Annotated in this window: 18 protein-coding genes and 1 pseudogene; 6 read left to right on the top strand and 13 right to left on the bottom strand. The window is 72.3% G+C overall.

Annotated elements, in window-relative coordinates; genetic code table 11:
* Window positions 1–23: 23 nt before the first annotated feature.
* Window positions 24–464, bottom strand: a complete 441-nt coding sequence (locus ACFYXF_RS39950; RefSeq protein ID WP_389356963.1) for an SRPBCC family protein — start codon at window positions 462–464, stop codon at window positions 24–26.
* A 232-nt stretch (window positions 465–696) separates the two neighbouring features.
* Between ACFYXF_RS39950 and ACFYXF_RS39945 the strand changes: the two genes are divergently transcribed.
* Both ACFYXF_RS39945 and ACFYXF_RS39940 read left to right on the top strand, forming a co-directional pair.
* Complete coding sequence (locus tag ACFYXF_RS39945) at window positions 697–1743, top strand: DUF2278 family protein (protein WP_389356961.1); 1047 nt, start codon at window positions 697–699, stop codon at window positions 1741–1743.
* 255 nt (window positions 1744–1998) lie between these two features.
* Window positions 1999–3207 (top strand): cytochrome P450, encoded by a 1209-nt coding sequence (locus ACFYXF_RS39940; RefSeq protein WP_389357032.1) that lies wholly within the window; start codon window positions 1999–2001, stop codon window positions 3205–3207.
* Between the two features lie 73 nt (window positions 3208–3280).
* Here the strand turns inward: ACFYXF_RS39940 and ACFYXF_RS39935 are convergent, their stop codons facing one another.
* The 4 genes and pseudogenes from ACFYXF_RS39935 to ACFYXF_RS39920 form a co-directional block, all read right to left on the bottom strand.
* Window positions 3281–4420 carry a Dyp-type peroxidase gene (locus ACFYXF_RS39935; RefSeq protein ID WP_389356959.1) on the bottom strand — a complete coding sequence of 380 codons (1140 nt, stop codon included), beginning with the start codon at window positions 4418–4420 and terminating at the stop codon, window positions 3281–3283.
* 54 nt (window positions 4421–4474) lie between these two features.
* Complete coding sequence (locus ACFYXF_RS39930; RefSeq protein ID WP_389356957.1) at window positions 4475–5353, bottom strand: hypothetical protein; 879 nt, start codon at window positions 5351–5353, stop codon at window positions 4475–4477.
* 29 nt (window positions 5354–5382) lie between these two features.
* A pseudogene (locus ACFYXF_RS39925) lies at window positions 5383–6200 on the bottom strand (alpha/beta fold hydrolase).
* Window positions 6197–7111 carry a LysR family transcriptional regulator gene (locus ACFYXF_RS39920; protein ID WP_389356955.1) on the bottom strand — a complete coding sequence of 305 codons (915 nt, stop codon included), beginning with the start codon at window positions 7109–7111 and terminating at the stop codon, window positions 6197–6199. The pseudogene ACFYXF_RS39925 and the gene ACFYXF_RS39920 overlap by 4 nt, the downstream one beginning before the upstream one ends.
* A 152-nt stretch (window positions 7112–7263) precedes the next feature.
* Between ACFYXF_RS39920 and ACFYXF_RS39915 the strand changes: the two genes are divergently transcribed.
* Window positions 7264–8436, top strand: coding sequence for an acyl-CoA dehydrogenase family protein (locus ACFYXF_RS39915; protein WP_389356953.1), 1173 nt, complete (start codon window positions 7264–7266; stop codon window positions 8434–8436).
* A 57-nt stretch (window positions 8437–8493) separates the two neighbouring features.
* Here the strand turns inward: ACFYXF_RS39915 and ACFYXF_RS39910 are convergent, their stop codons facing one another.
* Genes ACFYXF_RS39910 through ACFYXF_RS39875 form a run of 8 tightly spaced genes read right to left on the bottom strand, consistent with a single transcriptional unit; the run spans window position 8494 to window position 17346 of the window.
* Window positions 8494–9441, bottom strand: a complete 948-nt coding sequence (locus tag ACFYXF_RS39910; protein WP_389356951.1) for a sugar phosphate isomerase/epimerase family protein — start codon at window positions 9439–9441, stop codon at window positions 8494–8496.
* Window positions 9438–10046, bottom strand: coding sequence for a nucleoside deaminase (locus ACFYXF_RS39905; RefSeq protein ID WP_235474032.1), 609 nt, complete (start codon window positions 10044–10046; stop codon window positions 9438–9440). Before ACFYXF_RS39905 ends, ACFYXF_RS39910 begins: the two co-directional genes overlap by 4 nt.
* 47 nt (window positions 10047–10093) lie before the next feature.
* The gene (locus ACFYXF_RS39900) at window positions 10094–11626 is read right to left on the bottom strand and encodes a GMC oxidoreductase (protein ID WP_389356949.1); all 1533 of its coding nucleotides are present in this window, start codon (window positions 11624–11626) and stop codon (window positions 10094–10096) included.
* A 58-nt stretch (window positions 11627–11684) separates the two neighbouring features.
* Window positions 11685–12839 (bottom strand): ROK family protein, encoded by a 1155-nt coding sequence (locus ACFYXF_RS39895; RefSeq protein WP_389356947.1) that lies wholly within the window; start codon window positions 12837–12839, stop codon window positions 11685–11687.
* Window positions 12833–14224, bottom strand: coding sequence for a carboxylesterase family protein (locus tag ACFYXF_RS39890; protein WP_389356945.1), 1392 nt, complete (start codon window positions 14222–14224; stop codon window positions 12833–12835). The genes ACFYXF_RS39895 and ACFYXF_RS39890 overlap by 7 nt, the downstream gene beginning before the upstream one ends.
* Before the next feature lie 5 nt (window positions 14225–14229).
* Window positions 14230–15111, bottom strand: a complete 882-nt coding sequence (locus tag ACFYXF_RS39885; protein ID WP_389356943.1) for a carbohydrate ABC transporter permease — start codon at window positions 15109–15111, stop codon at window positions 14230–14232.
* On the bottom strand, window positions 15108–16034 hold the full coding sequence (locus ACFYXF_RS39880) for a carbohydrate ABC transporter permease (RefSeq protein ID WP_389356941.1): 927 nt from the start codon (window positions 16032–16034) through the stop codon (window positions 15108–15110). The genes ACFYXF_RS39885 and ACFYXF_RS39880 overlap by 4 nt, the downstream gene beginning before the upstream one ends.
* A gap of 10 nt (window positions 16035–16044) precedes the next feature.
* Window positions 16045–17346 carry an extracellular solute-binding protein gene (locus tag ACFYXF_RS39875; protein WP_389356939.1) on the bottom strand — a complete coding sequence of 434 codons (1302 nt, stop codon included), beginning with the start codon at window positions 17344–17346 and terminating at the stop codon, window positions 16045–16047.
* Window positions 17347–17606: 260 nt separating this feature from the next.
* Here ACFYXF_RS39875 and ACFYXF_RS39870 point away from each other — a divergent pair, with 260 nt between their 5' ends.
* From ACFYXF_RS39870 to ACFYXF_RS39860, 3 genes are all read left to right on the top strand, one after another.
* Window positions 17607–19052 carry a hypothetical protein gene (locus tag ACFYXF_RS39870; protein WP_389356937.1) on the top strand — a complete coding sequence of 482 codons (1446 nt, stop codon included), beginning with the start codon at window positions 17607–17609 and terminating at the stop codon, window positions 19050–19052.
* A 109-nt stretch (window positions 19053–19161) separates the two neighbouring features.
* On the top strand, window positions 19162–20409 hold the full coding sequence (locus tag ACFYXF_RS39865; protein ID WP_389357030.1) for an AAA family ATPase: 1248 nt from the start codon (window positions 19162–19164) through the stop codon (window positions 20407–20409).
* On the top strand, window positions 20406–21659 hold the full coding sequence (locus ACFYXF_RS39860) for a VWA-like domain-containing protein (protein WP_389356935.1): 1254 nt from the start codon (window positions 20406–20408) through the stop codon (window positions 21657–21659). The genes ACFYXF_RS39865 and ACFYXF_RS39860 overlap by 4 nt, the downstream gene beginning before the upstream one ends.
* Window positions 21660–21736 lie beyond the last annotated feature (77 nt).

The raw sequence follows: 21736 nt of genomic DNA, 5'->3' as shown, positions 1-21736 counted from the left end.
CACGGGGTCGATCGTAACGTCCGTCACCCCGTCCTCAGCAGTCGGTTCACCGCCCGCCCGAACACATACCGGGCCGCCGACTCCAGCGGCCGGTCGAACAGCGACGGCAGCGGGCGTACGCGCAGCTCCTCGCGCCAGACCACCCGCGAGCGCCCGCCCGGGCCCGGGCGTACCTCGATCTCCGCCCAGCCCAGGACGACCCGGCCGCGTTTCTCCAGGCGGACGAGGCCCGGGGTGTCGTCCGTCGGGGGGCGCCAGAGGGTGACCTCCATACGGTCGTCGAAGGCGAGCGGGCCGATCCCCGAGCGGGCGACGAACACCGTGCCCTCGTGGGTCGGCGGGGCCGTGAGCACCGTGACGCGGGTCAGGGGGACCACGGAGGCATGGCGGGGCCACTCCGTGAGCCGGCGCCAGGCCTCGTCGAGGGGGAGCGGCACCGTGCGTTCGAGGAGGAAGTTGACCACGGCACGATCGTAGGGAACCCGGAGGGCGGTACGGCACGATCCGGGATCCCACGACCCCTGTTCACAGCTGACTCACACAGATGGCCCAGTCGCGCATTCACGAGGTGACGTAGAAGGGACACCGGCGGTCAATTCCCGTCGCGGTGGGGGACGGTGAGCCGCGGCGCACTAACATTTGCCGCAGGAGTGGACAATCCGGCAGTCCGCCCACGCTCACGGGGAGTTGTTCGTCATGCCGCTGAAGACCTACGGCGTACTGATCGCGCGGGCCGTCGACGCCCGTCGCGAGGGTTCCGCCAACACACCGCACTACCAGATCGAGTTGACGGACGATCAGGGCACGCACTACCGCGCGTCCGTCAACGTGAAGTCGCAGGAACGGCCGAACGAACTGCTCTACCTCGTCGACGACGACCTCCGGCACCCCGTCACGGCCCGACTCACGGGCCTTGCGAGCGGCTGGAACACCCTTCCGGCCGGGCCCGGTGGCCCGAACCTCGACTTCGTGCGCGGCAATCTCTTCGACCCGTCGAAGATGCGCGTCCTGCCGCCGGACGTGGCAGGCCCCGACAACGACCTCGCCGACCTCCTCGACCACTACGTTCGACGCGCGATCGAGGACCCGGCCGCGCGCCTGTACGTCTTCGGCGAGCGCTGGGGGCCGGAGGCCGACGTCCGCGACAAGATCTTCGGCTTTCTGCCCGGCAACGGCGTCCACGACATCCACATGAACCAGGGCAACAGCCGCCGCTTCCAGGGCGACGACGGGGTCTGGCAGGACGGCGGTCTCCTCATCCGCTTCCCGGGACAGGAGCCCGCCCAGGAGCGGTGGGTCGCCGTCTTCCTCGCCTTCCAGAGCCAGAAGTGGCACACCGACGACAGCACCGGCCACGCCCTCCCGGGCACGGCCCCCGACACCGGCACGGACACCGGTGGCGGCCGTCCCGCACCGGGAACCCAGCCCGTCCGGATCGTCGGCGCCCTGGTCAACCCGCGCGGCCCCGCCCCCGAGGCCGAGGCGGTCACCCTCCTCAACGCCTCACCGGCCGCCGTCGACCTCACCGGCTGGCGCCTCCTCGACCGGCTCGGCCACAGCAGCCCGCTGCCGCCGGTATCGCTCGCGGCGGGCGCCGCTCTCCCCGTCCTGCTCAGTGGCGGCGCCCAACTCGGCAACCACGGCGGGGAGATCACCCTGCTGGACGCGGCGGGCCTCAAGGTGCACGGCGTCTCCTACACCGCCGAGGACGCCGGACGCGAAGGCTGGACGGTGGTGTTCTGAGCGGGGGACCGGCCGGGCACGGCGGGCGGCACGGTTGTGCCCTGTCGACCGCTTCCGCCCCCGCACGGTGTACGGCAGCATGGGCGCGACTTCGTGACCCGTGACCCGTGACCTGTATCCCGGCCGGAGGGCGCCCGCGTGGACAGCCAACCGCACGACACACTCGACCAACCTGACGACACACTCGGCCAATCACACGGCCCGGCCGACCAATCCCACAACTCGGCCGACCAACCGTACGACAGGCTCGACGAGTTGCAGCGCGACCCCTATCCCCACTACACCCGCGCCCGCGACGCCGAGGGGCTGACCTTCGTCGCCGAACTCGACGCCTGGCTGGTCGCCCGGGACGCCGACGTGCGTGAAGTGCTGCGCCGCGCCGAGGACTTCTCCTCGGCCGGTTCCCTCCGCCCCGACGTCATGCCGGCGCCCGCCGCCTTTGCCGTGCTGGGCGGAGGGTTCGGCGGGCGGCCCGTGGTCGTCGGCGCGGACGGGACCCGGCACCAGGAGCTGCGTGCCCCGATCGTCCGGGGCCTCTCGCCCGCCCGGGTCGCCGCCGCCGTGCCGTACGCCGCCGAGCGCGCCGCCGCCCTGGTCGACGCGTTCATGAATGACCAGCCTGGCGAACACAAGGGCGGGCACGTCGAGTTGATGTCCGCCTACGCCCGACGCCTCCCCGGAGACGTCATCGGCCGCATCGTCGGACTCGACCCCGCCGACATCCCGGCCGTCGTGCACGGCGGCTACCGCGCCGAGGAACTCCTCTTCCGGCCCCTGCCGGAGGACGAACAGATCGCCGTCGCCGAGGACGTGGTCGCGACCCAGCGCATCCTCGACCGGTACGCCCGCGCCCGGCACACCGAACCCCGCGAGGACCTCTGCACGGAGATCGTCGCCTCCGTCGCGGACGAGGGAAGCGCCGAACTCACCCTCGACCAGCGCCACGAAGCCGCCTCCCACCTCCAGAACCTGCTGATCGCCGGCCACCTCACCACCACCGCGCTCATCGGCACGACGGTCCTCCATCTGCTCCGGCACCCGGACCAGTGGGAGCTGCTCTGCGCGGAACCGGACCGGATCCCGGCCGCCGTGGAGGAGGCCGCCCGGTACGACTCCGCGGTCCAGGGATTCCGCCGGGTCACCACCCGCCCGGTCACCCTCGCGGGCACCGAACTCCCGGCCGGGGCAACGCTGTTCGTCGCCTTCGGCGCCGCCAACCGGGACGGTGCCCGGTACCCCGGCGCGGACGACTTCGACATCACCCGCACCCCGGCCCGCCACCTCGCCTTCGGCTTCGGCGCCCACGGCTGCCCCGGCTCCCAGCTCGCCCGCGAACAACTCCGCCTGACCCTACGGGAGTTGACCAGCCGACTGCCGGGCCTGCGACTGGCCGACGACCACCCGGTCACAATGCGCCCGACGATGATCCACCGGTCTCCGGAGAGCCTGCACCTGACCTGGTGACATGCCTGACGCCACCGATCGCGGGCCTCGCGACTCACCGCACGATGCTCGTCGTCGAGGCCCGCGGATCCGGTCAGGCCAGCAGACGCGCGCCCAGGTCCTCGCCCGGGAGAGCGCCCGGAAGGACGTATGCCACCGCCGAACCCCGGTGCTCGGTGAAGCGGCTCAGCTCGTCCGTCGCCGCCGTCCGGCGCTGGACGCGTGCGAACAATGCCGGGTCCCGTATGAAGGCGAGGAACAGCAGGCCCCGGTCGTCCGGTCCGGCGTCGTACCTGTAGCTCCGGCGCAGCATCCGGGCGCCCGCGTCCAGCGGCGGACTGGCCGCCCGTACGTGCGAGCGCGGCGGGATCACGTCGTCGTGCCCGTGCCCCAGCGGCGCCCCGCTCGCACGCACCCGGCCGACGACCTCCTCCTGCCGCCGCGTACCGAGCCGCGCGAACTCGGTCATGTCGACATGGATCCGCCGTACGACGAGGAAGGTGGCGTCGTTCGACCACACCCAGCGCTCGCACTCCTCGGGCGTCGGGTTCTCCGTGCCGTACTTGAAGCCGAGTCGGTCGCTCGGTGCCTGCCCGGCGGGCGTCGGCGGCACGAACCCGGTCTGTCGCCAGCGCGGGCGCAGGGTGTCGCCCGCCAGCCGGGTCAGCGCGCTCGCGGCGGCCCGGGTGACGCGCGGATCGTCGGCGCAGAGCTGGAGCACCAAGTCCCCGCCGCTGTAAGCGGGGTCGAGCCGGTCGTCGGGGAACGGCGGCAGCTCGCGCAGGCCACGCGGTGCGGCGACACAGAGGAGTTGGGGGAGCCGGGGACCGATCCCCACGGTCGCGGTGAGGCGGGACTTTCCGGCCACTCCTTCAAGTTCCTTTGTCCGTACGGGACTTGGGGGCGGGAGTTCGCCGTCCAGGGTCTCCGCCAGTGCCCGCGTCCAGCGGCCGAACACCTCCCGGAGGGCACGTACGCCGCCCGCTCCCCGTACCGCAGGGGCGAGGTCGTACGCCGTGACGAGTGCGGCGGACTGCTGTGGGGTCGTCACTCCGGCCTGGCGCGGGCCCCGGAAGCGGAACGCGGGTGGGCCTGCGGCGGCAGGGGGACGGGAGCGTGATTCGGCGGTGCAGCCGGAGGCGGCTGCGGAGAGGGCTGCGGCGAGGGTCAGGACGTCCCGGCGGGCGGGGGTCGACGTGCCGTCGGGCGTGGGGGAAGCGGCATGTGCTGTCATAAGAGTGAAAGGGATGATACATCCACGATCACGCCGAGAATCCCTTTCCGGGAGTCAGACGAACGTCACCTCCGCCGTGGCGTGCTGCTCCTCGCGGACGGTGCTGACGCGCAACTCGGCTCCCTCGCCCGTGAGTTGTCCCTCGGCCAAGAGGTGCTCGCCGGCGAACGCCGCTTGCCGCAGCCGGTAGGACAACGAGCGGACCCGGCGCTCCGGGGCGTTGCGGCGGGCCAGTTCGAGCATCAGCAGGGCCAGCAGCGGGCCGTGGACGACCGGGCCCGGATAGCCCTCCGTGTGCTGGCAGTACGGCGTGTCGTAGTGGATGCGGTGGGCGTTGGCGGTGAGTGCGCTGAAGCGGAAGAGGAAGGTCGGGTCGGGGTGGAGGCGCAGGTGCCAGGGGCTCGTCGGGGCAGATGCGCGGTCGGCGTGCGGATCGGCGTACCGTCTGCCGGGGGCGCGGCCAGACCGGTAGACGATGTCCTGCTCCTCGACTACGCACGTACGGCCGTACTGCCGGAACTCGCGGCGTTCCGTGACGAACAGGAGTTCCCCCGTCCGGCCCTGCTTCGGCGTGACCGCGGTCAAGCTGCTGATCCGCTCGGTCGGTTCCCCGAGGCGCAGCGGCTCGGCGATCTCGCAGCGCCCGCCGGCCCACATCCGCTGCCGGTCGGGGACGGGCGGCAGGAACAGCGCGTCCCGCAGGTGTCCGTCGGGGCCGAGTGCGTGCTGGGGCGGCCAGTGCAGGAAGTAGAACCACTGCCACAGCGGCGGCAACGGGTCCCCGGCCCCGGCGACCGCCTCGGGCAGGTCGAGAAGCGCGGACACGGCCGCCACCGGGCCCGGCGGCAGCGGGTCCTCGTCCCTGACCGGCGCGGGGTGCCACGACTCGACGTACGAGGCCAGTGGGGTGGGGGAGGGGGAGGACGGAGGCATGGTCGGTGAGGTCCTTCCGGATCGAGACATCAGCTGAGGAAGTCCCGGACCAGTTTTCCGGCCTCGTCCCGGCACTCCTCGAAGTACGCGTGCCGGGCGCCGGGGAAAAGGTGCGTCCTGGTGTCCGGGATGCGGGCGGCGAGCAGCGGGACGTTGTCGGGTGGGGTGAGGCGGTCCTCGTCGCCGTGCAGGACCAGGGTGGGTGCGGTGATCAGGGGGAGTACCTCCCAGGCGTCGTGCGTATTGCTGGCGATCAGGTGGCCGTGCCGGGCGTGCGGGGGCATGTCCGGGTCGCCGAGGGTGGCGTACGGGCCGGGGTGGCCGGCGAGCCAGCGGGGGGAGTACATCAGGTCGATCAGCGCACCTCGTACGGCGGCCGGGTCGGGCCGGGCCAGGGCGCGTCGTACGGAGACATCGCGCTCTACGGCGTACGTCCCGCCGGGGGAGGTGCAGCCCAGGACGAGCCGCCGGACCCGGTCCGGGTGGCGGGCGGCGATCCTCCCCCAGAGGGGGTACCCCCAGCGACCCGGCCGCCCATGGATGTGCCGTAGACGTCCGCGCGCTCCACGCCCAGGTGGTCGAGGACCGCGATCGCGTCCTCGGCGAACTGCCGGGTGGAGTAGCCCTGTTGGGGCTTGTCGCTGGCGCCGGTGCCCCGGTGGTCCATGGTGATCGTTCGGTGCGTGGCGTCGAAGTCCTCGCGCGGGCCGTCCCACCAGTGGTGGTTGTTGGCCTGGCCGGCCAGGAGCAGGAGGGGATGCCCGTCGCCCTGGTGTTGGTGCGCGAGGGCTGTGCCGTCCTGGGCTCGGGCGACGGCGTGGACGCGGTGGCGTGCGGTGTCTGTCATCGGTTCCAACGTCCTTCTTCCACTGCTGAGTTGATACGGCCGACCAGTTCCCGCGCGACCACCTCCACGGCCGGTGGTGTCCGGCCGGACCTCGACGTGGCGAGCACGATCGACCGCCACACCTCGGGCTCGCACAGGGGCGCCGCGCTCAGCGTGCCCTGTGCGACGTCCTCCGCGATGCCCACGCCCGGCAGGACCGTCCAGCCGTGCCCGGCCAGCACCAACTGCTTCTGCACACGCATCGAGTTGGTCTGGACGGCGATGTCCAGGGCCGCCCCCGCCCGCGCCGCCGCCCCGTCGATGAGGGTGCGCAGGGCGTGCCCGGCGGCCGGCATGACCAGGGGGTGCGCGGCGGCCTCGGTGAACGGGACGGGCCGGTCGGCGCGGAGTCCGGCGGCCGGGGGAGCGACCGCCCACAGGCGTTCCCGTACCAGCGGAAGGGCGTTGAGGGACGGGGTGCTGTCGAGGTTGTAGAGCAGGGCCAGATCGAGATCGCCCTCGTCGAGCCGCTGCTGGAGGTGCCCGGAGTAGGCGGTCAGCAGGCGCAGTTCGACGCCCGGGTGGTCGCGGGTCACGGCCGACACCAGCGGCTCGGCGAGCAGATCACTGGTGCTCTCCAGCAGGCCGACGGTGACGATGCCGGTCACCTCGCCGGGGGCGGGCTGGATCTCGGCGCGGGCGCGTTCGAGTTCGCCCAGGGCGCGTCGGGCACGGTCCACCATGATCGTGCCGGCCTGGGTGGGGCGCATGCCCTGCCGGGTCCGTTCGAAGAGGGGGACGCCCAACTCCTCCTCCAGCGTGCGGATCTGGCGGGTGACGGCCGGCTGCACCAGGCGCAGCAGCTCGGCGGCGCGGGTCACGCTGCCCACCTCGGCCACGGTGACCAGCGCCCTGAGCTGCTTGACGTCCACGGGTGAGCCTCCGGTGCCCCTTCGGTGCGTGTGCGGCGCGGCATGCGCGGCACGCATGGATCCATCACGTATTGCTATTTCACTTGAGGTCGCATGACCATTCATGATGGTACGCCCGGGGTGCGGGCGAGGCGGACGAGGGAGCGGAACGTATGAGCGCACTCGACACACTGTCCGAGGACGAGCGTGCCGTCGTCGGTACGGTGCGCGACTTCGTCGACAAGGACGTCAGGCCCGTCGTGCGCGAACTCGAACACGCCGACACCTACCCCGAGGCACTCGTCGAGCGCATGAAACGGCTCGGCGTCTTCGGGCTGGCCGTCCCGGAGGAGTACGGCGGCATCCCGGTCTCCACCCCCTGCTATGTCCTGGTCACCGAGGAACTCGCCCGTGGCTGGATGAGCCTGGCCGGGGCCATGGGCGGGCACACGGTGGTCGCCAAGCTGCTCGTCGCCTTCGGCACGGCGGAGCAGAAGCGCCGCTGGCTGCCCCGGATGGCCACCGGTGAGGTCCGCGCGACCATGGCCCTGACCGAGCCGGGCGGTGGCTCCGATCTGCAGGCTCTGCGGACGGTCGCCCGCAAGGCCCCCGACGGCGACGGTTACGTGGTCGACGGTGCGAAGACCTGGATCACCAACTCCCGGCGCTCCCAGCTGATCGCCCTGCTCTGCAAGACGGACCCGGACGCCCGGCCGGCCCACCACGGCATCTCCGTCCTCCTCGTCGAGCACGGCCCCGGACTCACCGTCTCCCGTGATCTGCCCAAGCTCGGCTACAAGGGCGTCGAGAGCTGCGAGCTGACCTTCGAGGGCCATCGGGCACCGACGGACGCCCTCCTGGGCGGAGTCGAGGGCAAGGGCTTCGCCCAGATGATGAAGGGCCTGGAGACCGGACGCCTCCAGGTCGCCGCCCGTGCGCTGGGCGTCGGCCGGGCGGCTTTCGAGGACGCCCTCGCCTACGCACAGCAACGCGAGTCGTTCGGCAAGCCGATCTGGCAGCACCAGTCCATCGGCAACTACCTCGCCGACATGGCGACTTCGCTCACCGCCGCCCGCCAGCTCACCCTCTACGCGGCCCGGGAGGCGGACGCGGGCCGGCGGGTCGACATGGAGGCGGGCATGGCCAAACTGTTCGCCTCGGAGACCGCGATGCAGATCACCCTCAACGCCGTCCGCATTCACGGCGGTTACGGCTACTCGACCGAGTTCGACGTCGAACGCTACTTCCGCGACGCGCCGTTGATGATCGTCGGCGAGGGCACGAACGAGATCCAGCGGAACGTCATCGCGAGCCAGCTGGTGAAGCGCGGCGGTCTCGACAACTGACCGGACGGAGGACTGGCCCTCGGACGACCGGGCGGAGGACCGCCCCGGAGGCTGCGATCATCCCCGAGCCCGCCGGGCGACAGCCACCCCCGCCCGCAGCGCCGCCACCGGGTCCGGCGCCTCGTCCAGCTCGATGAGAACCGTGCCGGCGCCAGGTGTGCGGGACATCGCGTCGGCCCAGCCGGGCCAGTCCACGATGCCCGTGCCCAGTTCCGTCATATAGGGCTGCTGCTGGGCGAACACCGTGTCGTCGATGGTGAGTTCGACGTCGATCGGCCGGACCGCGTCCTTCCAGTGCGCCAGTGCGATGCGCTGCGCGTGCCGACGCGCGACGGCCACCGGATCCCCGCCGCCGAGCGCGATGTGGCACGAGTCCGGGCACAGCCACACATAGCGCGGGTCGGTCAGCGCCATGAACAGGTCGATGTCCCGCTCGTACCAGAGCGTGCTGTTGGACTCCGTGTGGAAGGCGAGCCGCACGCCGTGCCGGGTGACCGCGTCGCCGACCGCGTGGGCGATGTCGGCCATCCGGGACATGTACGCGGCGTCGACGAAGAAGGGCGGGCGCGTCCCGAACGTCGTCCGCATAGGCAGCCCGGCGATCAGGAGGTCTGCCCCCACCTCGGCGAGGAAGGCCGCGCGCCGCTCGGCGTCGGCGACGATCGCGGGCAGGTTGTCGCCCTGCCGCCAGTCGGGGGCGTCGCTCCCGGCGATGAACGCGCTCACGACGCTCAACCCCCGTGCCTCCAGCGCACGCCGGAACACGGACGCGCTGCCGAACGCCCGCAGGGCCGACTCGATGTCGCCGGGCGCGAAGGTCAGCTCGATACCGGTCACCCCGGCCTCGGCCAGCGCGTCCAGTACCCGCTCCCAGAAGCCCCCGGGGTCGGCGAGCGCCAACTCCCGTACGGCGTCCGCGGTTTCGAGGCCCCAGAACGCCGGGTGGTAGAAGGTGATGACGTCGGTCGCGAACCGCGGTTCCGCGTGGGCGGTCGGCGCGGTCACTCCGCACCCCCACGGGCGTTGTAGACGACCACACCGTCGGCGTCGACCGCGTCCCGGTAGTTCCGGAACACGGCGAGGGCCTCCTCCCGCAGCACGTCCTGTACGACCTTGATGCCGCGCGCCTCGAACTGCTCGGCCCAGTCCGCGCCGAGCGGGCCCTCGTCGAACGTGGTGATCTCCTCCAGCTCGGGTCCCTCGCCCGCGACCACCAGGCCACGCACCCCGGACCACAGGGTCGCGCCGTAACACTGCACGCACGGACGCCAGTTGACGACCAGTTCGTGCGCCGCCAGCCCGTCGCCGCCCAAGTCCCAGCCGCCGACCGCCGTTTGGGCCAGTCCGAGGGCGACGACCTCGGCGTGCGCGCTGGAGACACCGGAGGCGAGCACGACGTTCACGCCGACCGAGACGATCCGGCCGGTGTCCTGCTCGGCGACGAGCGCCGCGAACGGACCGCCGTTGCCCTCACGCCAGTTGCGGTCCGCCAGGCGGTGCACGAGACGCATCCGGTCGTCGCGGTCCGGGACGACGCCGGGCACGTCCGCCAACTCGTCGTCGATCCAGGCCGGCAACGCAACCCGGTATTCCCTCGCGATCTCGATCACGGTCCAACTCCCTTGCGATGTACGGCGGTTCAGTGAGGTCAGGCAGGTCAGTGCGCGGTGAGCGCGGTGCGGTGTGCCGTGACGGCGCGGGCTGCCCGTACGGCCGTCACCGCGCCTGTCAGCGTGACGTTGGCGGCCATCGCCGTGGGGATCACGCCGTTGCCGGCGAGGTACAGGTTGTCGAATCCCCACACCCTGCCGTCCGGGTCGCACACGCTGGTGCCGTCGTCGACCGTGCCCGAGCGGACTGTGCCGGTCACGTGCAGGGACGAGCCGGGCGGCAGCAGCGCGGACTCGGTCGCCGGGTCGAACGGGCCGAACTCCTCGGCGATCGCGCGGACTTCGTCCAGCGCGCGCCGGAGCAGTGCCCGGTCGGCGTCGGAGTAGGCGAACTCGACGCCTATGCGCGGCAGCCCGGCGAGGTCGGTGGCCGACTCCGAGAACACCAGCCGGTTCTCGGGGCGCGACTCCACGGGGACGTACAGCGCGAAGCCCACGTTGTGCGCGAGGGGGCGGCCGGCCTCGTCCACGTACGTCCGGTTCATGATCTGGCCGTGGAACGGCTGTGCCGCTCCGTTCCGTGGCAGCCAGAGCGAGTCCGTGCAGAACTCGCCGACGCGGGCCAGCGGCAGGGCGTCGAGCGCGATGCCGAACCGGTCGAGGTCCAGCAGCACCCGGCCGGTGACGAAGGCGTGCTCGTTGAGGTGCCGGCCGAGTGCGTCGGGGCGGATGCCCGAGGCGAACAGGAGCTGCGGGGTGCGCAGTGCGTCGGCGCACACCACCACGGTGTCGGCGCGGAGTTCGGACTCGGCGCCGTCGATGACGCGCCGGAGTCGGGCGCCGGTGACCCGGCCGTCGTCCTCCGACGCGATGAGCGAGGTCGCGAGGGTGCCGGTGACCAGGGTGAACGCGGGGTCCCCGCCTGCCGCGATCGGGGGGAAGATCGTCCCCGGGGCGGTGCGTGGCAGCGGGCCCGAGGGCGTTGCCGTGACCGCCATCGGCATGGGCTGTGGGCGCCGGTCGTGGGGTCCGGTGCCGTCGTAGCGGCGGCGCAGGACGTCGAGGACGAGTTCGCCGACCTCGGTCGGGCCGATCGGGGCGGGTGTGACCGCGAGCATCCGGTGCGCGGTGGCCAGATCCGCCGCCCAGCCGGCCGGGTCGCCGAAGTCGAACACCTCGTCCCCGGCGGGCCACGGTGTCGCGGCGGTCCAGTGCACGCCCATGCCGCCCGCGTTCCACGCGAGCGCCGTCGCGGGCATCGCCTCGGCGTCCTCGCCGAAGGCCAGCGCGTGGAACATGCCCGGCGTCAGAGCGTCGAGGCCGTCCGCGACCTCGCGAACCACCTCGGCGCCCAGGTACATGCCCTGGATGCCGCTGGTGACCTGCTCGTTGTAGCGCTCCCACAGGACCGGGTCGTCGACGTCGTGCAGGTGCACACCGGGGGCCGTACCGATCGCCTCGCCGCCGTCGACCATCGTGATGCGCAGCGCCGGATCGCTGTCCCGCAGCAGGCGGGCCACGACGGCTCCCATGATGCCGCTGCCGACGACGAGGACATCGGTGTGGGGGGTGTCGGTCACAGTGAAGCTCCATGTCTTGTACCGCGGTTGGTGCTGAGAAGAGTGAGAGGTGGGCGCGCTACGCGCTGTGGACGAGGGGGCCGAACAGCTCTGTGTCCATGCGGTCGAGGGCCAGCTTGACGGCTCCGACCAGCGGGGCATCGCGGCCCAGGAGTGTGGCACGCAGTTCGACGGCGGGGTTGCGGGCATCGTGCAGCGCCGCACGCACCCGGGGCAGCAGCATGTCGGCCGCCTCCTCCAGACCGCCGCCGAGCACGATGAGCGAGGGCGCGACGGTCCACGACAGGGTCGTGAGGATCGACGTGATGTGCTCCACGAGTTCGTCGACCTCGCCGAGCGCGGCCACGTCACCCTCGCGGGCCGCCTCGAACCGGCCGAGCGCGACCGCGCGTTGGGCCGGATCGGGCGAGGTGAGCCAGGCCACCGGGTGGTTCTCGACCGAGTTCGCCGGCATCGAGGCCGCCTCGACGATCTCACCGGCGGCGCCGTCGAGACCCCGGTGCACCTCACCCCGTATGAGAATGCCGAGACCGGTTCGGTTCCCGAGCATCGCCCATACGACGTTGTCGTGGTCGCCGGCCGCGCCCCGCCAACGCTCCGCGAGGGCACCGAGGTTGGTGTCGTTGTCCGCGAACCACGGCACCGGGACGCGTCGGGTGAGTTCGTCGGGCAGGTTCACGCCCTCCCACCGCGTCGTATGGACCAGTCGGCGTACGATCCCGTCGTCGTCGATGGCACCGCCGCCCGCGACCGCGCCGGCCCGCAGCCGGTCCGCGGACCCGCCCGCGTCGTCGAGGGCCTCCCGTACCAGCGCTGCCACGTCGTCCAGCGTGACCTGCGGATCCAGGTAGGCGCGCAGCGGCCGGTGGGCCCGGCCGAGAATGCGGCCCCGGACGTCGGCGACGACCGCCGACGCGTCCGAGGTGGTGATCTGCGCGGCGGCCAACAGGGCGTGTTCGGCCCGCAGTTCGTAGCGTCGGGCGGGGCGTCCGGCGCAGCCGCTGGTCGGCACGCGCTCCAGTTCCGTCACCCAGCCCGCCTCGACGAGCGAGTCCAGGATGAGTTCGATGGTGCGGCGCGAGAGACCGGCCCGCTCGGCGAGCGCGGTCAGTGTCATCGGCTCGGCCGACACCGCCAACGCCCGCAGGATCACCGAGGTGTTGACGCGTCGGACCGCGGTCTGGTTCATGCCGTTCATCCCGGACCTCAGCATGCCTCCTCCACCCCGGACACCGCCCGTACGACGGGATCGAACACCCCTGTGGTGTCGGCCACGGTCGCCGCGCCGGGCCGGCCGTACTCGCGCGCCGGATCCCCCGGCCCACCGGTCGCCCGCGCCCAGCCCGGCTCCCTGCCGTGGACGAAGCCGACGAGATCGGCGTGCATCGCTGTGGCCAACTCCGTGGGCGGGACCGGCCCGAGCGCCTCCGCGCAGCCCGGTGCGTCGAGCAGGTCGAAGAAGAACGGGATGTCGACGCAGTGCGCGGAGCCGCCGAGCACGGGGGAGGGCCACTCGAAGGAGTACAGCCAGGTACCGGCGTCAGCATCGCGGCGCTTGGCCGCCACTCGTGGACAGGCGGCGCGGAACAGGGTGTCCGTCACCCGGGTGCCCGCCGCGCGGGCGACGGCGAGTTCGGCGGGGCTGTGCGGGCTCGGGTGCGCGTTCTCGGGCGCGGCACCGCAGTCGAACTCGTCGCCCGTCGCGCCGAGCAGCAGCGGCACGTCGTGTCCGTGCCGCGCGAGTCCGTCGGCGACCGGCATCGGGAGGATGTCGTCGCCGACGATCGGGCTCAACGGGAGGATGTCGGAGCCGAGTTCGTCCCGCAGGGTGACTACGGCCGTCTGCAACTCCTCGACGGGACGGCTGCCGAACCCGGCCCTCGTCGGCGGCATGCCCACCCGCTCCCCGAGCCGCTCGACGAAGTCGCGGGCGACGACTCCGTCCCCGTCGAAGAGGCCGCCCGACAGGCTGACCGCACGCTGGAACAGGCCGCTCGCGGCGGGCGACGAGAGCAGTGCGAGCACCGCCGCGCCCCCGGCCGACTGACCGGCGACGGTGACCCGGCCCGGATCGCCGCCGAACGCGCCGATGTTCTCCTGGACCCAGTCGAGCGCGAGCAGCAGGTCGCGCAGGCCGAGGTTGGTGGGTACGTCGTCCAGCGGGGCGAATCCGTCGACGCCCAGCCGGTAGCCGACGGTGACGCAGACGACTCCGTCGCGGGCGAGGGAACGGCCGTCGTACCAGGGGCTCGCCGGGCTGCCCGCGAGGAAGCCACCGCCGTGGATCCACACCAGGACCGGGCAGGGCACGTGAACGTCCACTGAGGCCGGTGCGACGACGGAGAGGTTCAGGATGTCGTCGCCGGGCACCGACGGCTCCGGAATCGTGGTCGTGGCGAACAGCGGAACGCGCTGCGAGGTGGGCCCGTGCCGGGACGCGTCGAACGGCTCCGGGAACCGGCCGCGTCGGACCGGCGCCGCGAACCGCCGTACACCGGTGGGTGGTTGGGCGTACGGGATGCCGAGGAAGCGTCGCACGGGGCCGGTGCGGCGGCCGACGACGGGACCGGCGGGGGAGTGCACGGTGATGGCGTCCACGATCGTCACCGCATGCCCGATCCGGAGATGCCCTGTACGAAGTAGCGCTGGAGGAAGAGGAAGAGCACCAGTACCGGCAGCATCACGACGATCGCGCCGGCGAGCAGCAGGCCGTAGTCGGTGACGTGGGCGGCTGCCTGGCTGGTCGCGGCGAGGCCCACCGGGAGCGTGTACGTGTCCATGCTCTGGGCGACGATGAGCGGCCAGATGAAGTTGTTCCACGAGACGAGGAACGACATGATCGTGATCGTCGCGACCGCCGGGCCGGCCAGCGGCAGGAAGATGCGGAAGAAGATCCGGAACTCGCCCGCGCCGTCGATCCGCGCCGCCTCCAGCAGCTCGTCGGGGACGGACATCGCGTACTGCCGCATGATGAAAACCGACAGCGGCAACGCGACGCCGGGCAGGGCGATACCGGTGAGGGTGTCCGCGAGCCCCATGTCCACCGTGAGCACGAACTGCGGGACGAACACCGTGGTGAGCGGCACCATCATCGCCGCCATCACCGCGCCGAACGCGAGCCGCTTGCCGGCGAATTCGAGCTTGGCGAGCGCGTAACCGGCGGCCGAAGCGGCCACGATGTTGCCCGCCACCACGAGGGCCGCGACCACGACACTGTTGGCGAGGAACCGGCCGAAGCCCTCGGTCCGGAACAGCCGGGTGAAGTTGTCGAGGGTGACGTGGTGCGGGAGCCAGGCGCCGGGGTCGGAGCGGATCTCGTCGAGGCTGCGCAACGAGCCGCTGGCCACCCAGACGAACGGGAGCAGCGTGAGCAGCGCGCACAGCACCAGCGCGCCGTACAGCAGCGGCCGGGAGAACGAGCGGCGGGGCGCGGCGGCCACGTCGGTGGTCGCGTGGGCGTTCGCCGGTGCGGCGAGGGTGGTCATGTGCGGGACCTCAGCAGACGGAACTGGACGATGCTCACCAGGGCCACGAGCAGCAGCATCACGAAGGACGCGGCCGAGGAGACCCCGAACTCGCCCGAGCCGAACTGGCGGTAGGTGTACAGCGCCATCGACTCGGTGGAGCCCAACGGGCCGCCGTTGGTCAACAGATAGGGCTCGTCGAACACTTGGAGGTAGAAGACGGTCAGCAGCACCGACACCATCAGGGTGGTCGGCAGCAGCAGGGGCAGGGTGATGTGCCTCAACTGCCGCCAGCGGCCCGCCCCGTCGAGCGCGGCGGCCTCGTACACGTCCTGCGGGATCGCCTGCAACCCGGCGAGGAACAGCACCATCGCGGTGCCGAAGTTGCGCCAGATGCCGAGCAGGATCACGACGGGCATCGCCAGGTTCTGGTCGTCGAGCCAGTTCGGTCCGGCGAGGCCGACCGCGCCGAGCACCTTGTTGACGGTGCCGTTGGCGTTGAAGGCGTACTGCCAGATCAGGGCCACCGCCACGACGTTGGTGACGACCGGCGCGAAGAAGACCGTACGGAACACCCCGCGCAGCCGCCGGATACCGGAGTTCAGCGCGAGGGCCAGCGCGAATCCGAGCCCCATGGTCAGCGGGACGCCGACCACCACGAAGACGGCGGTGTTGAGGATGTCCCGCAGGAAGCTCTCGTCCTGGAACAGCCGGAGATAGTTCTCCAGGCCCGTGAAGTTGACCGCGAACGGGTGCCGCAGGTCCGCGCCCCGGAGGTCGGTGAGGCTGAAACCGAGCGCGGCGACGGTGGGGATCGCCGTGTAGAGGAGGAACACGACACCGAACGGCGCGAGGAACAGCCAGGCGACGGCGGTTCGCCGGCCGACCCGGGTGCTCCGGGGGCGGCGCGCCCGGCGCGGCGCCCCCGGACTGATGGTGGTCATCGTCGGCGGCTCACTTCGTGCCCGTGCCGAGGCTGTCGGCGTACGACTGGACGTTCGCGGCGGCCTTCGCGGCGGTCTCCTTGCCCTTGGCCACGGCCTCCATCTCCTTGCCGAGCCGCGTCGCGACCTGCTGCCAGGTGCTCACCTGGGGGAACGCCTGGGTGTTCTTGAGCTGGGTGAGGAAGGCGTCGAGGAGCGGCTGGTCCGCGATCGCCGGGTCGTCCCAGGCGGAGATGACGGCCGGCAGCGAGCTGTACGCCTTGTACTGCGCGACCTGAGTGGACGGCTCCGCCAGATACCGGACCAGCTTCCACGACGCGTCCGCGTCGCCGTCGCCCGCGAGGACGCCCCAACTGCCCCCGGCGGAGAAGGACTTGCTGCCCGAGGACCCGGCGGGCAGCGGCGCGGTGGCCACATTGGCGGCCGTCCAGCCGTCCTTCTTCGCGGCGGCGTCGAGCTGGCCGACGACCCACGGCCCGGTGATCATCATGGCGGTCTTCCCGGACACGAAGTACGGCTGCGCGTCGAGGAACGTGGGCCCGCTGGTGTCGGCCACGCCGGAGGTGAAGAACGAGGCGTTGTACTGGAGCGCGTCGACCATCGCCGGAGTGTCGATGGTCCACTTCCCGCCGGAGGAGAGCAGCGAACCGCCGGCCTGCCAGGCGTACATCGCGACGTCCTGGCCGTTGAAGATGTCCCAGCCGATGTCGGCCCCGAGACCGTGCTTGGCGCCCGCGCCCTGGAGCGCCTTGAGGAACGGCACCGTCTCGTCCCACTTGGCCGGCGCGCTCACGCCCGCCTTCTTGGCGAGGTCGGCACGGTAGACGAGCGCGTAGGTGTACGCGTACCAGGGCACCGTGTAGGCGACGTTTCCGGCCACCCCCGCGGCCCAGAGGCTCTCGAAGAAGGACGACTTGTCGACGAGGCCGTCCGGGACGGGCCGGAGGATCGCCGGGTCGAGGAACTGCGCCTGCGACTCGGGGAAGAACTGGGCGACATCGGGCCCCTTGCCCGCCGCGATCGCCGACTGGAGCTTGGTGTAGTACTCACCGTTCGGTATCAGGGTCAGCTTCACGGTGACGTCGGGGTTCGCGGCCTTGAAGGGCTTGATGACCTTGTCGAGCACGTCGGCGTCGCCCTGGGCGGCCCAGACGGTGACGGTCCCGGTGGCCGGGGAGCTGTCGACGGGTTCGGCGGTGGTTGTCGCGGCGGCGGTGTCGTCGCTGCGTCCACAGCCCGTGAGGGCGAAGGCGCCCGCGAGAGCGAGGCCCGCGGTCAGCTTCAGGGCGCCGCGTCTGGAGGGTATGGACACTCGGGACTCCTGTGCAGGGGTTGTGCCAGTGACTGATGGCGAAAAGGTATGAGCGAGGTATTTCGGTCGAGTGGCACTGCCGTCACGAATAATTTCGGAACTTGTAGCGAAATCTATTTATGGTTATTTGGGGCATTTGATGGGGAATGGCCGGGCGGAAAAGAGGTGGCGGACCGCGGCCGGGGGTCGGTACGGTCCCGCACGATGACTACTGACTCCGTTGACAGAACGGGGGTCCCGTCCGCGCAAGGTGAGTGCTGATGCTCACTCGCCACGCGTCCGGGGACACCCACCTCTCTTATTGGCCGCGCGTACGACAGTTCGCCGTGCCTCCGTCCATGATCGAGACTGCGACCGCGCGCCGTCTGGCCGGGGACTGGGCGGGCGCGTGTGCCGCCGCGGGCGTCGACGTCGATCTGCACCCACGGTCCGTGGCCCGCACCCATGGCCGCGAACTCGCCGCCCAACTCCGCGCCGATCTCCGCCACTTGGCACCCGACCTGCTGCGCTGGCACCTGCCGAGGATCGCCCCCGACGGACTGCTGCGCCCCGGACTGACGATCAGCCTGGCCCGGTACGGCGCCACCGGGCACCCCGGCGCCCACCCGGTGCACCTCGTGGTCCGGACCCCGCCCGCCTGGGCGGACGCGGGCCAGCGGATCAGCCTGACGCTGTGGGACGGCTCCCTCGGCGCCCACAGCTCCTACGGTTTCCACGCCTCCCACGCCGATGCGGGCGCCCGCCGCCATCCGCACCCCCACCCCAGCCGACGGTTCCGCCTCGACCTGCATCGCCACCTGTGGGACGCGCGCAGAACCGATGAGCTGCGGATCCGGTCCGGGGCCGACCGGCCGCCCGGCGACGACCGTCCCGCACCGGCCCCGGATCTGCTGGGCCGGGTCCCGCAGGGGCGCCGCTGTGCCGTGGACCGGTGGGCGGCCGAGGCGGAGCTGGTGCTCGACGCCGACGGGCGGTCCTCCGGCACCGGCGCGGGCGTCGTCACCGTACGGTTCGGGGCCCGGCGCCGACTGCTCCTGGAGCTGGTCGCGGCCCCGGACGGCGGCGTCCCGCCCGCGCTGCGGATCACGGAGGCGCCCAAGGGCAGCCACGCCTCTGGGCTCCCGGTCCTGCCGGACGCGTCGACCTGGGTACTGCCCGACCTGGAGCTGCTCCGGGCCGGCGCGATCGAGGTGGACCGGCTGCACCCGCTGGTCGCCTCGGCACTCGTACCGGACCGTCCGCCGACCGGCCCGCCCCGGATCCCGGACCGGGCGGGCGAGCCGCGCCTCGTCGAGTGCCGGGGCGTCCGCCATCGGATCGCCCTGGTCGACGGGGTCCTCGCCCCGCTGGACCACGACCCGGCCGAGATTCGCAGGGAAGAACTCCTGGCCGAGCTGACCGGCACCCCGATGCCCTGTCTGCGGGCCATCGACGAGGCACACCGGCACCCGGACTGCCTCACCGGCGTCCGCGAGCGCCTGGACCACGGAGACATCGCCGGTGCGCTGGCCGTCGTAGAAGGACTGCTGGGTCCTGAGGCGGTGCTGCGCGGCGGTGCCCTGCGCGACGAGCTGGAGCGGGCCGCCGAGCGGCGGATCACCTACGGACTGTTCAGGGCGGGCCTGATCGGAGCCGGACCCGGAGCCGGACCCGGGCCGGGACCTGGATCCCGGGGCCGCCGCCCCCACGGCCGCCGAACGCACTGAGCGCCGCTCCAAAACACCCTGCATTGCTGCTGAATCCCCCTGTACTTCCGCTGATTACTACGAACCTAAAGGTGATCAAACATGCCCACAGACATCTCCTTCGCCGCCCCTGTTCCTTCCTCGGCCCTACCCCCCCACCCCCCAACTCGACATCGCCGCCGAGCTGTTGACCCTGCTGCGCGACACCACCACCGAACCCCGCCCCGACATCCAGCTGGAGGCCCTGACCCTGGCCGTGGCCGCCGACCTGCCCGTGCTGCTGTGGGGTGAACCGGGGATCGGCAAGACCGCGGCCCTCACACAGCTGGCCGCCGCCCTGGACCTGCCCCTCACCACGGTGATCGCGAGTGTCCACGAGCCGTCCGACTTCTCCGGGCTGCCCGTCGTCGGGGACGATCCCGCGACGCACGGAGTGCCGATGGCCCCGCCGGACTGGGCGGTACGACTCGTACGGGCCGGCCGGGGACTGCTGTTCCTCGACGAACTGTCCACCGCGCCGCCCGCCGTTCAGGCCGCGCTGCTCCGGCTGGTCCTGGAGCGGCGGATCGGCGCCCTCCAACTGCCGCCCGGCGTAAGGATCGTGGCCGCCGCCAACCCCCGGTCCTCGGCAGCCGACGGCTGGGAACTGAGCCCGCCGCTCGCCAACCGCTTCGTCCATCTCCGGTGGACCCACGACCACGAGGTCGTCGTACGCGGCCTCGGCGGGACCTGGCCCCGGGCCACGCTGCCCCGGCTCGACCCCGAGAAGCTGCCGGAGGCCGTGGACTTCGCCCGCCGCGCGGTGAGCGCGCTCCTCGCCGCCCGGCCCAAGCTCGTGCACCAGCTGCCCAGCAACGAGACGCGCCGGGGCGGGGCCTGGCCGTCACCCCGGACCTGGGACATGACCCTGAGCCTGATCGCCTTCGCGACCGCCGCCGGCTCCTCCCGGGAGGTGCTCTCGCTGCTGGTCAGGGGCGCGGTCGGGGACGGTCCGGGGCTGGAACTGCTGGCGAGCCTGGACCGGCTGGACCTCCCGGATCCCGAGTCGCTGCTCGCCGACCCGGCCAGTGCCGACCTGCCCGAGCGCGGGGATCTGCGGCAGGCCGTGCTGGACGGTGTGGTGGCGGCCGTCCGGGGGCGCCCGGACAGGTCCCGCTGGGACGCGGCGTGGGCGCTGCTCGTCCGGGCGCTGGAGACCGGGGCCCCGGACCTGGTGGTCGTCCCGGCGACCACACTGGCCTCGCTGCGGCAGGAGGACTGGGACGTCCCGGCGGAGATCGAGCGGCTCGCCGGTGTCGTGACCCTGTCCCGGCGGGCGGACCGGGCGGCGGACCGTGTCGCGGGACGCGTCGGGGCCGGCACGAAGGGCGGCCGATGACCACCGACGCAGCAGCACGAGCCACCCTGGACCTCGGCAAGCTCTTCGCCGCCCGACTGCACGCCGTGCGGGCCCGCCCGTACCTGGCCACGGCCCTGTTCGCCCTGCACCCCGTCGAGTCGCGGCAGGTCCCGACGATGGCCGTCGACCGGCACTGGCGGTGCTACGTCTCGCCGGCGTTCGTGGACCGGATGCCGGTCGAGGAACTGGCCGGGGTGTGGGTGCACGAGGTGTCGCACCTGCTGCGCGACCACCACGGCCGCAGCGACCGCTACGCCCGCGAACACGGGCTGACCGGCCCCGGGGAGCGGCTGCGGATGAACATCGCCGCGGACTTCGAGATCAACGACGACGTGTTCGGCGACGGGCTCGTTCACCCCGAAGGCGCCGTCCAGCCAGGATCGGCGGGGCTTCCGCAAGGCCTGCTCATGGAGGAGTACCTGACCCGGTTCAAGCTCGCACCGAACATGATGGGCCTGTACTGGCTGGACTGCGGCAGCGGCGCCGACGGACTCGGCCGGGAATGGGATCTCGGCCCCGACGGCGCGCACGGCCTGAGCGAGCAGGAACGGGACGCGGTCCGCTTCCGGGTGGCGCAGGGCATCAACGGCCGCCCCGGGCACGCCCCGAAGGGATGGCGGCGCTGGGCTGAGGAGGCGTTCCATCCGCCGCAGCCCTGGCGGGAGTTGCTGGGCGCGGCGGTCCGCTCGGCGGCCTCCGGCGGTGGCGTCGGCGAGGACTACACGTACGGCCGGCCCTCGCGCCGCTCGGCCGGACTCCCCGGCGTCGTCCTGCCGAGTCTGCGACGCAGACCGCCCCGGGTCTCCGTGGTCATCGACACCTCCGGGTCGGTCAGCGACGCCGAGCTGGGCAGCGCGCTCCTGGAGGTCGCTGCGATCTCCCGCGCGGTGGGCGGCCGACGGGACATGGTCACCGTGGTGCCGTGCGACGCGTCGGCCCCGATCGCCCACACGCTGTGCAGCGCCGAGGGGATTGCCCTGCTGGGCGGCGGGGGTACGGACCTGCGCAGCGGCTTCGCCAAGGCGCTCGGGGCGAATCCGTGCCCCGACGCCGTCGTGGTCCTGACCGACGGGCAGACCCCCTGGCCGGAGACGCGGCCCCCGTGCCGGACGGTGGTGGGCCTGTTCCGCAGGCAGCCCACGGGCCGGCGGTGGGGCGAGAGCGAGGGCGACGACGACTACGTACCGGACCTGCCGCCCGACTGGGCGCGAGTGGTCCACATCGGATAGATGCCCACGGATAGATGCCCGCGGATGGACGTCCACGGCTCGGCACCCGGTGATCTCCGGGCCAACAGGACTGAAAA

Source organism: Streptomyces sp. NPDC002680 (assembly GCF_042889145.1).
GTDB lineage: Bacteria > Actinomycetota > Actinomycetes > Streptomycetales > Streptomycetaceae > Streptomyces > Streptomyces adonidis.
This window is presented reverse-complemented; position numbering and strand designations above follow the sequence as displayed.

Coding starts and splice junctions, on each gene's coding strand:
- ACFYXF_RS39935 (WP_389356959.1), bottom strand. CDS start 4,420: ATGACAGCACATGCCGCTTCCCCCACGCCCGACGGCACGTCGACCCCC.
- ACFYXF_RS39885 (WP_389356943.1), bottom strand. CDS start 15,111: ATGACCACCCTCGCCGCACCGGCGAACGCCCACGCGACCACCGACGTG.
- ACFYXF_RS39870 (WP_389356937.1), top strand. CDS start 17,607: ATGCTCACTCGCCACGCGTCCGGGGACACCCACCTCTCTTATTGGCCG.
- ACFYXF_RS39945 (WP_389356961.1), top strand. CDS start 697: ATGCCGCTGAAGACCTACGGCGTACTGATCGCGCGGGCCGTCGACGCC.
- ACFYXF_RS39915 (WP_389356953.1), top strand. CDS start 7,264: ATGAGCGCACTCGACACACTGTCCGAGGACGAGCGTGCCGTCGTCGGT.
- ACFYXF_RS39930 (WP_389356957.1), bottom strand. CDS start 5,353: ATGCCTCCGTCCTCCCCCTCCCCCACCCCACTGGCCTCGTACGTCGAG.
- ACFYXF_RS39895 (WP_389356947.1), bottom strand. CDS start 12,839: ATGCTGAGGTCCGGGATGAACGGCATGAACCAGACCGCGGTCCGACGC.
- ACFYXF_RS39880 (WP_389356941.1), bottom strand. CDS start 16,034: ATGACCACCATCAGTCCGGGGGCGCCGCGCCGGGCGCGCCGCCCCCGG.
- ACFYXF_RS39860 (WP_389356935.1), top strand. CDS start 20,406: ATGACCACCGACGCAGCAGCACGAGCCACCCTGGACCTCGGCAAGCTC.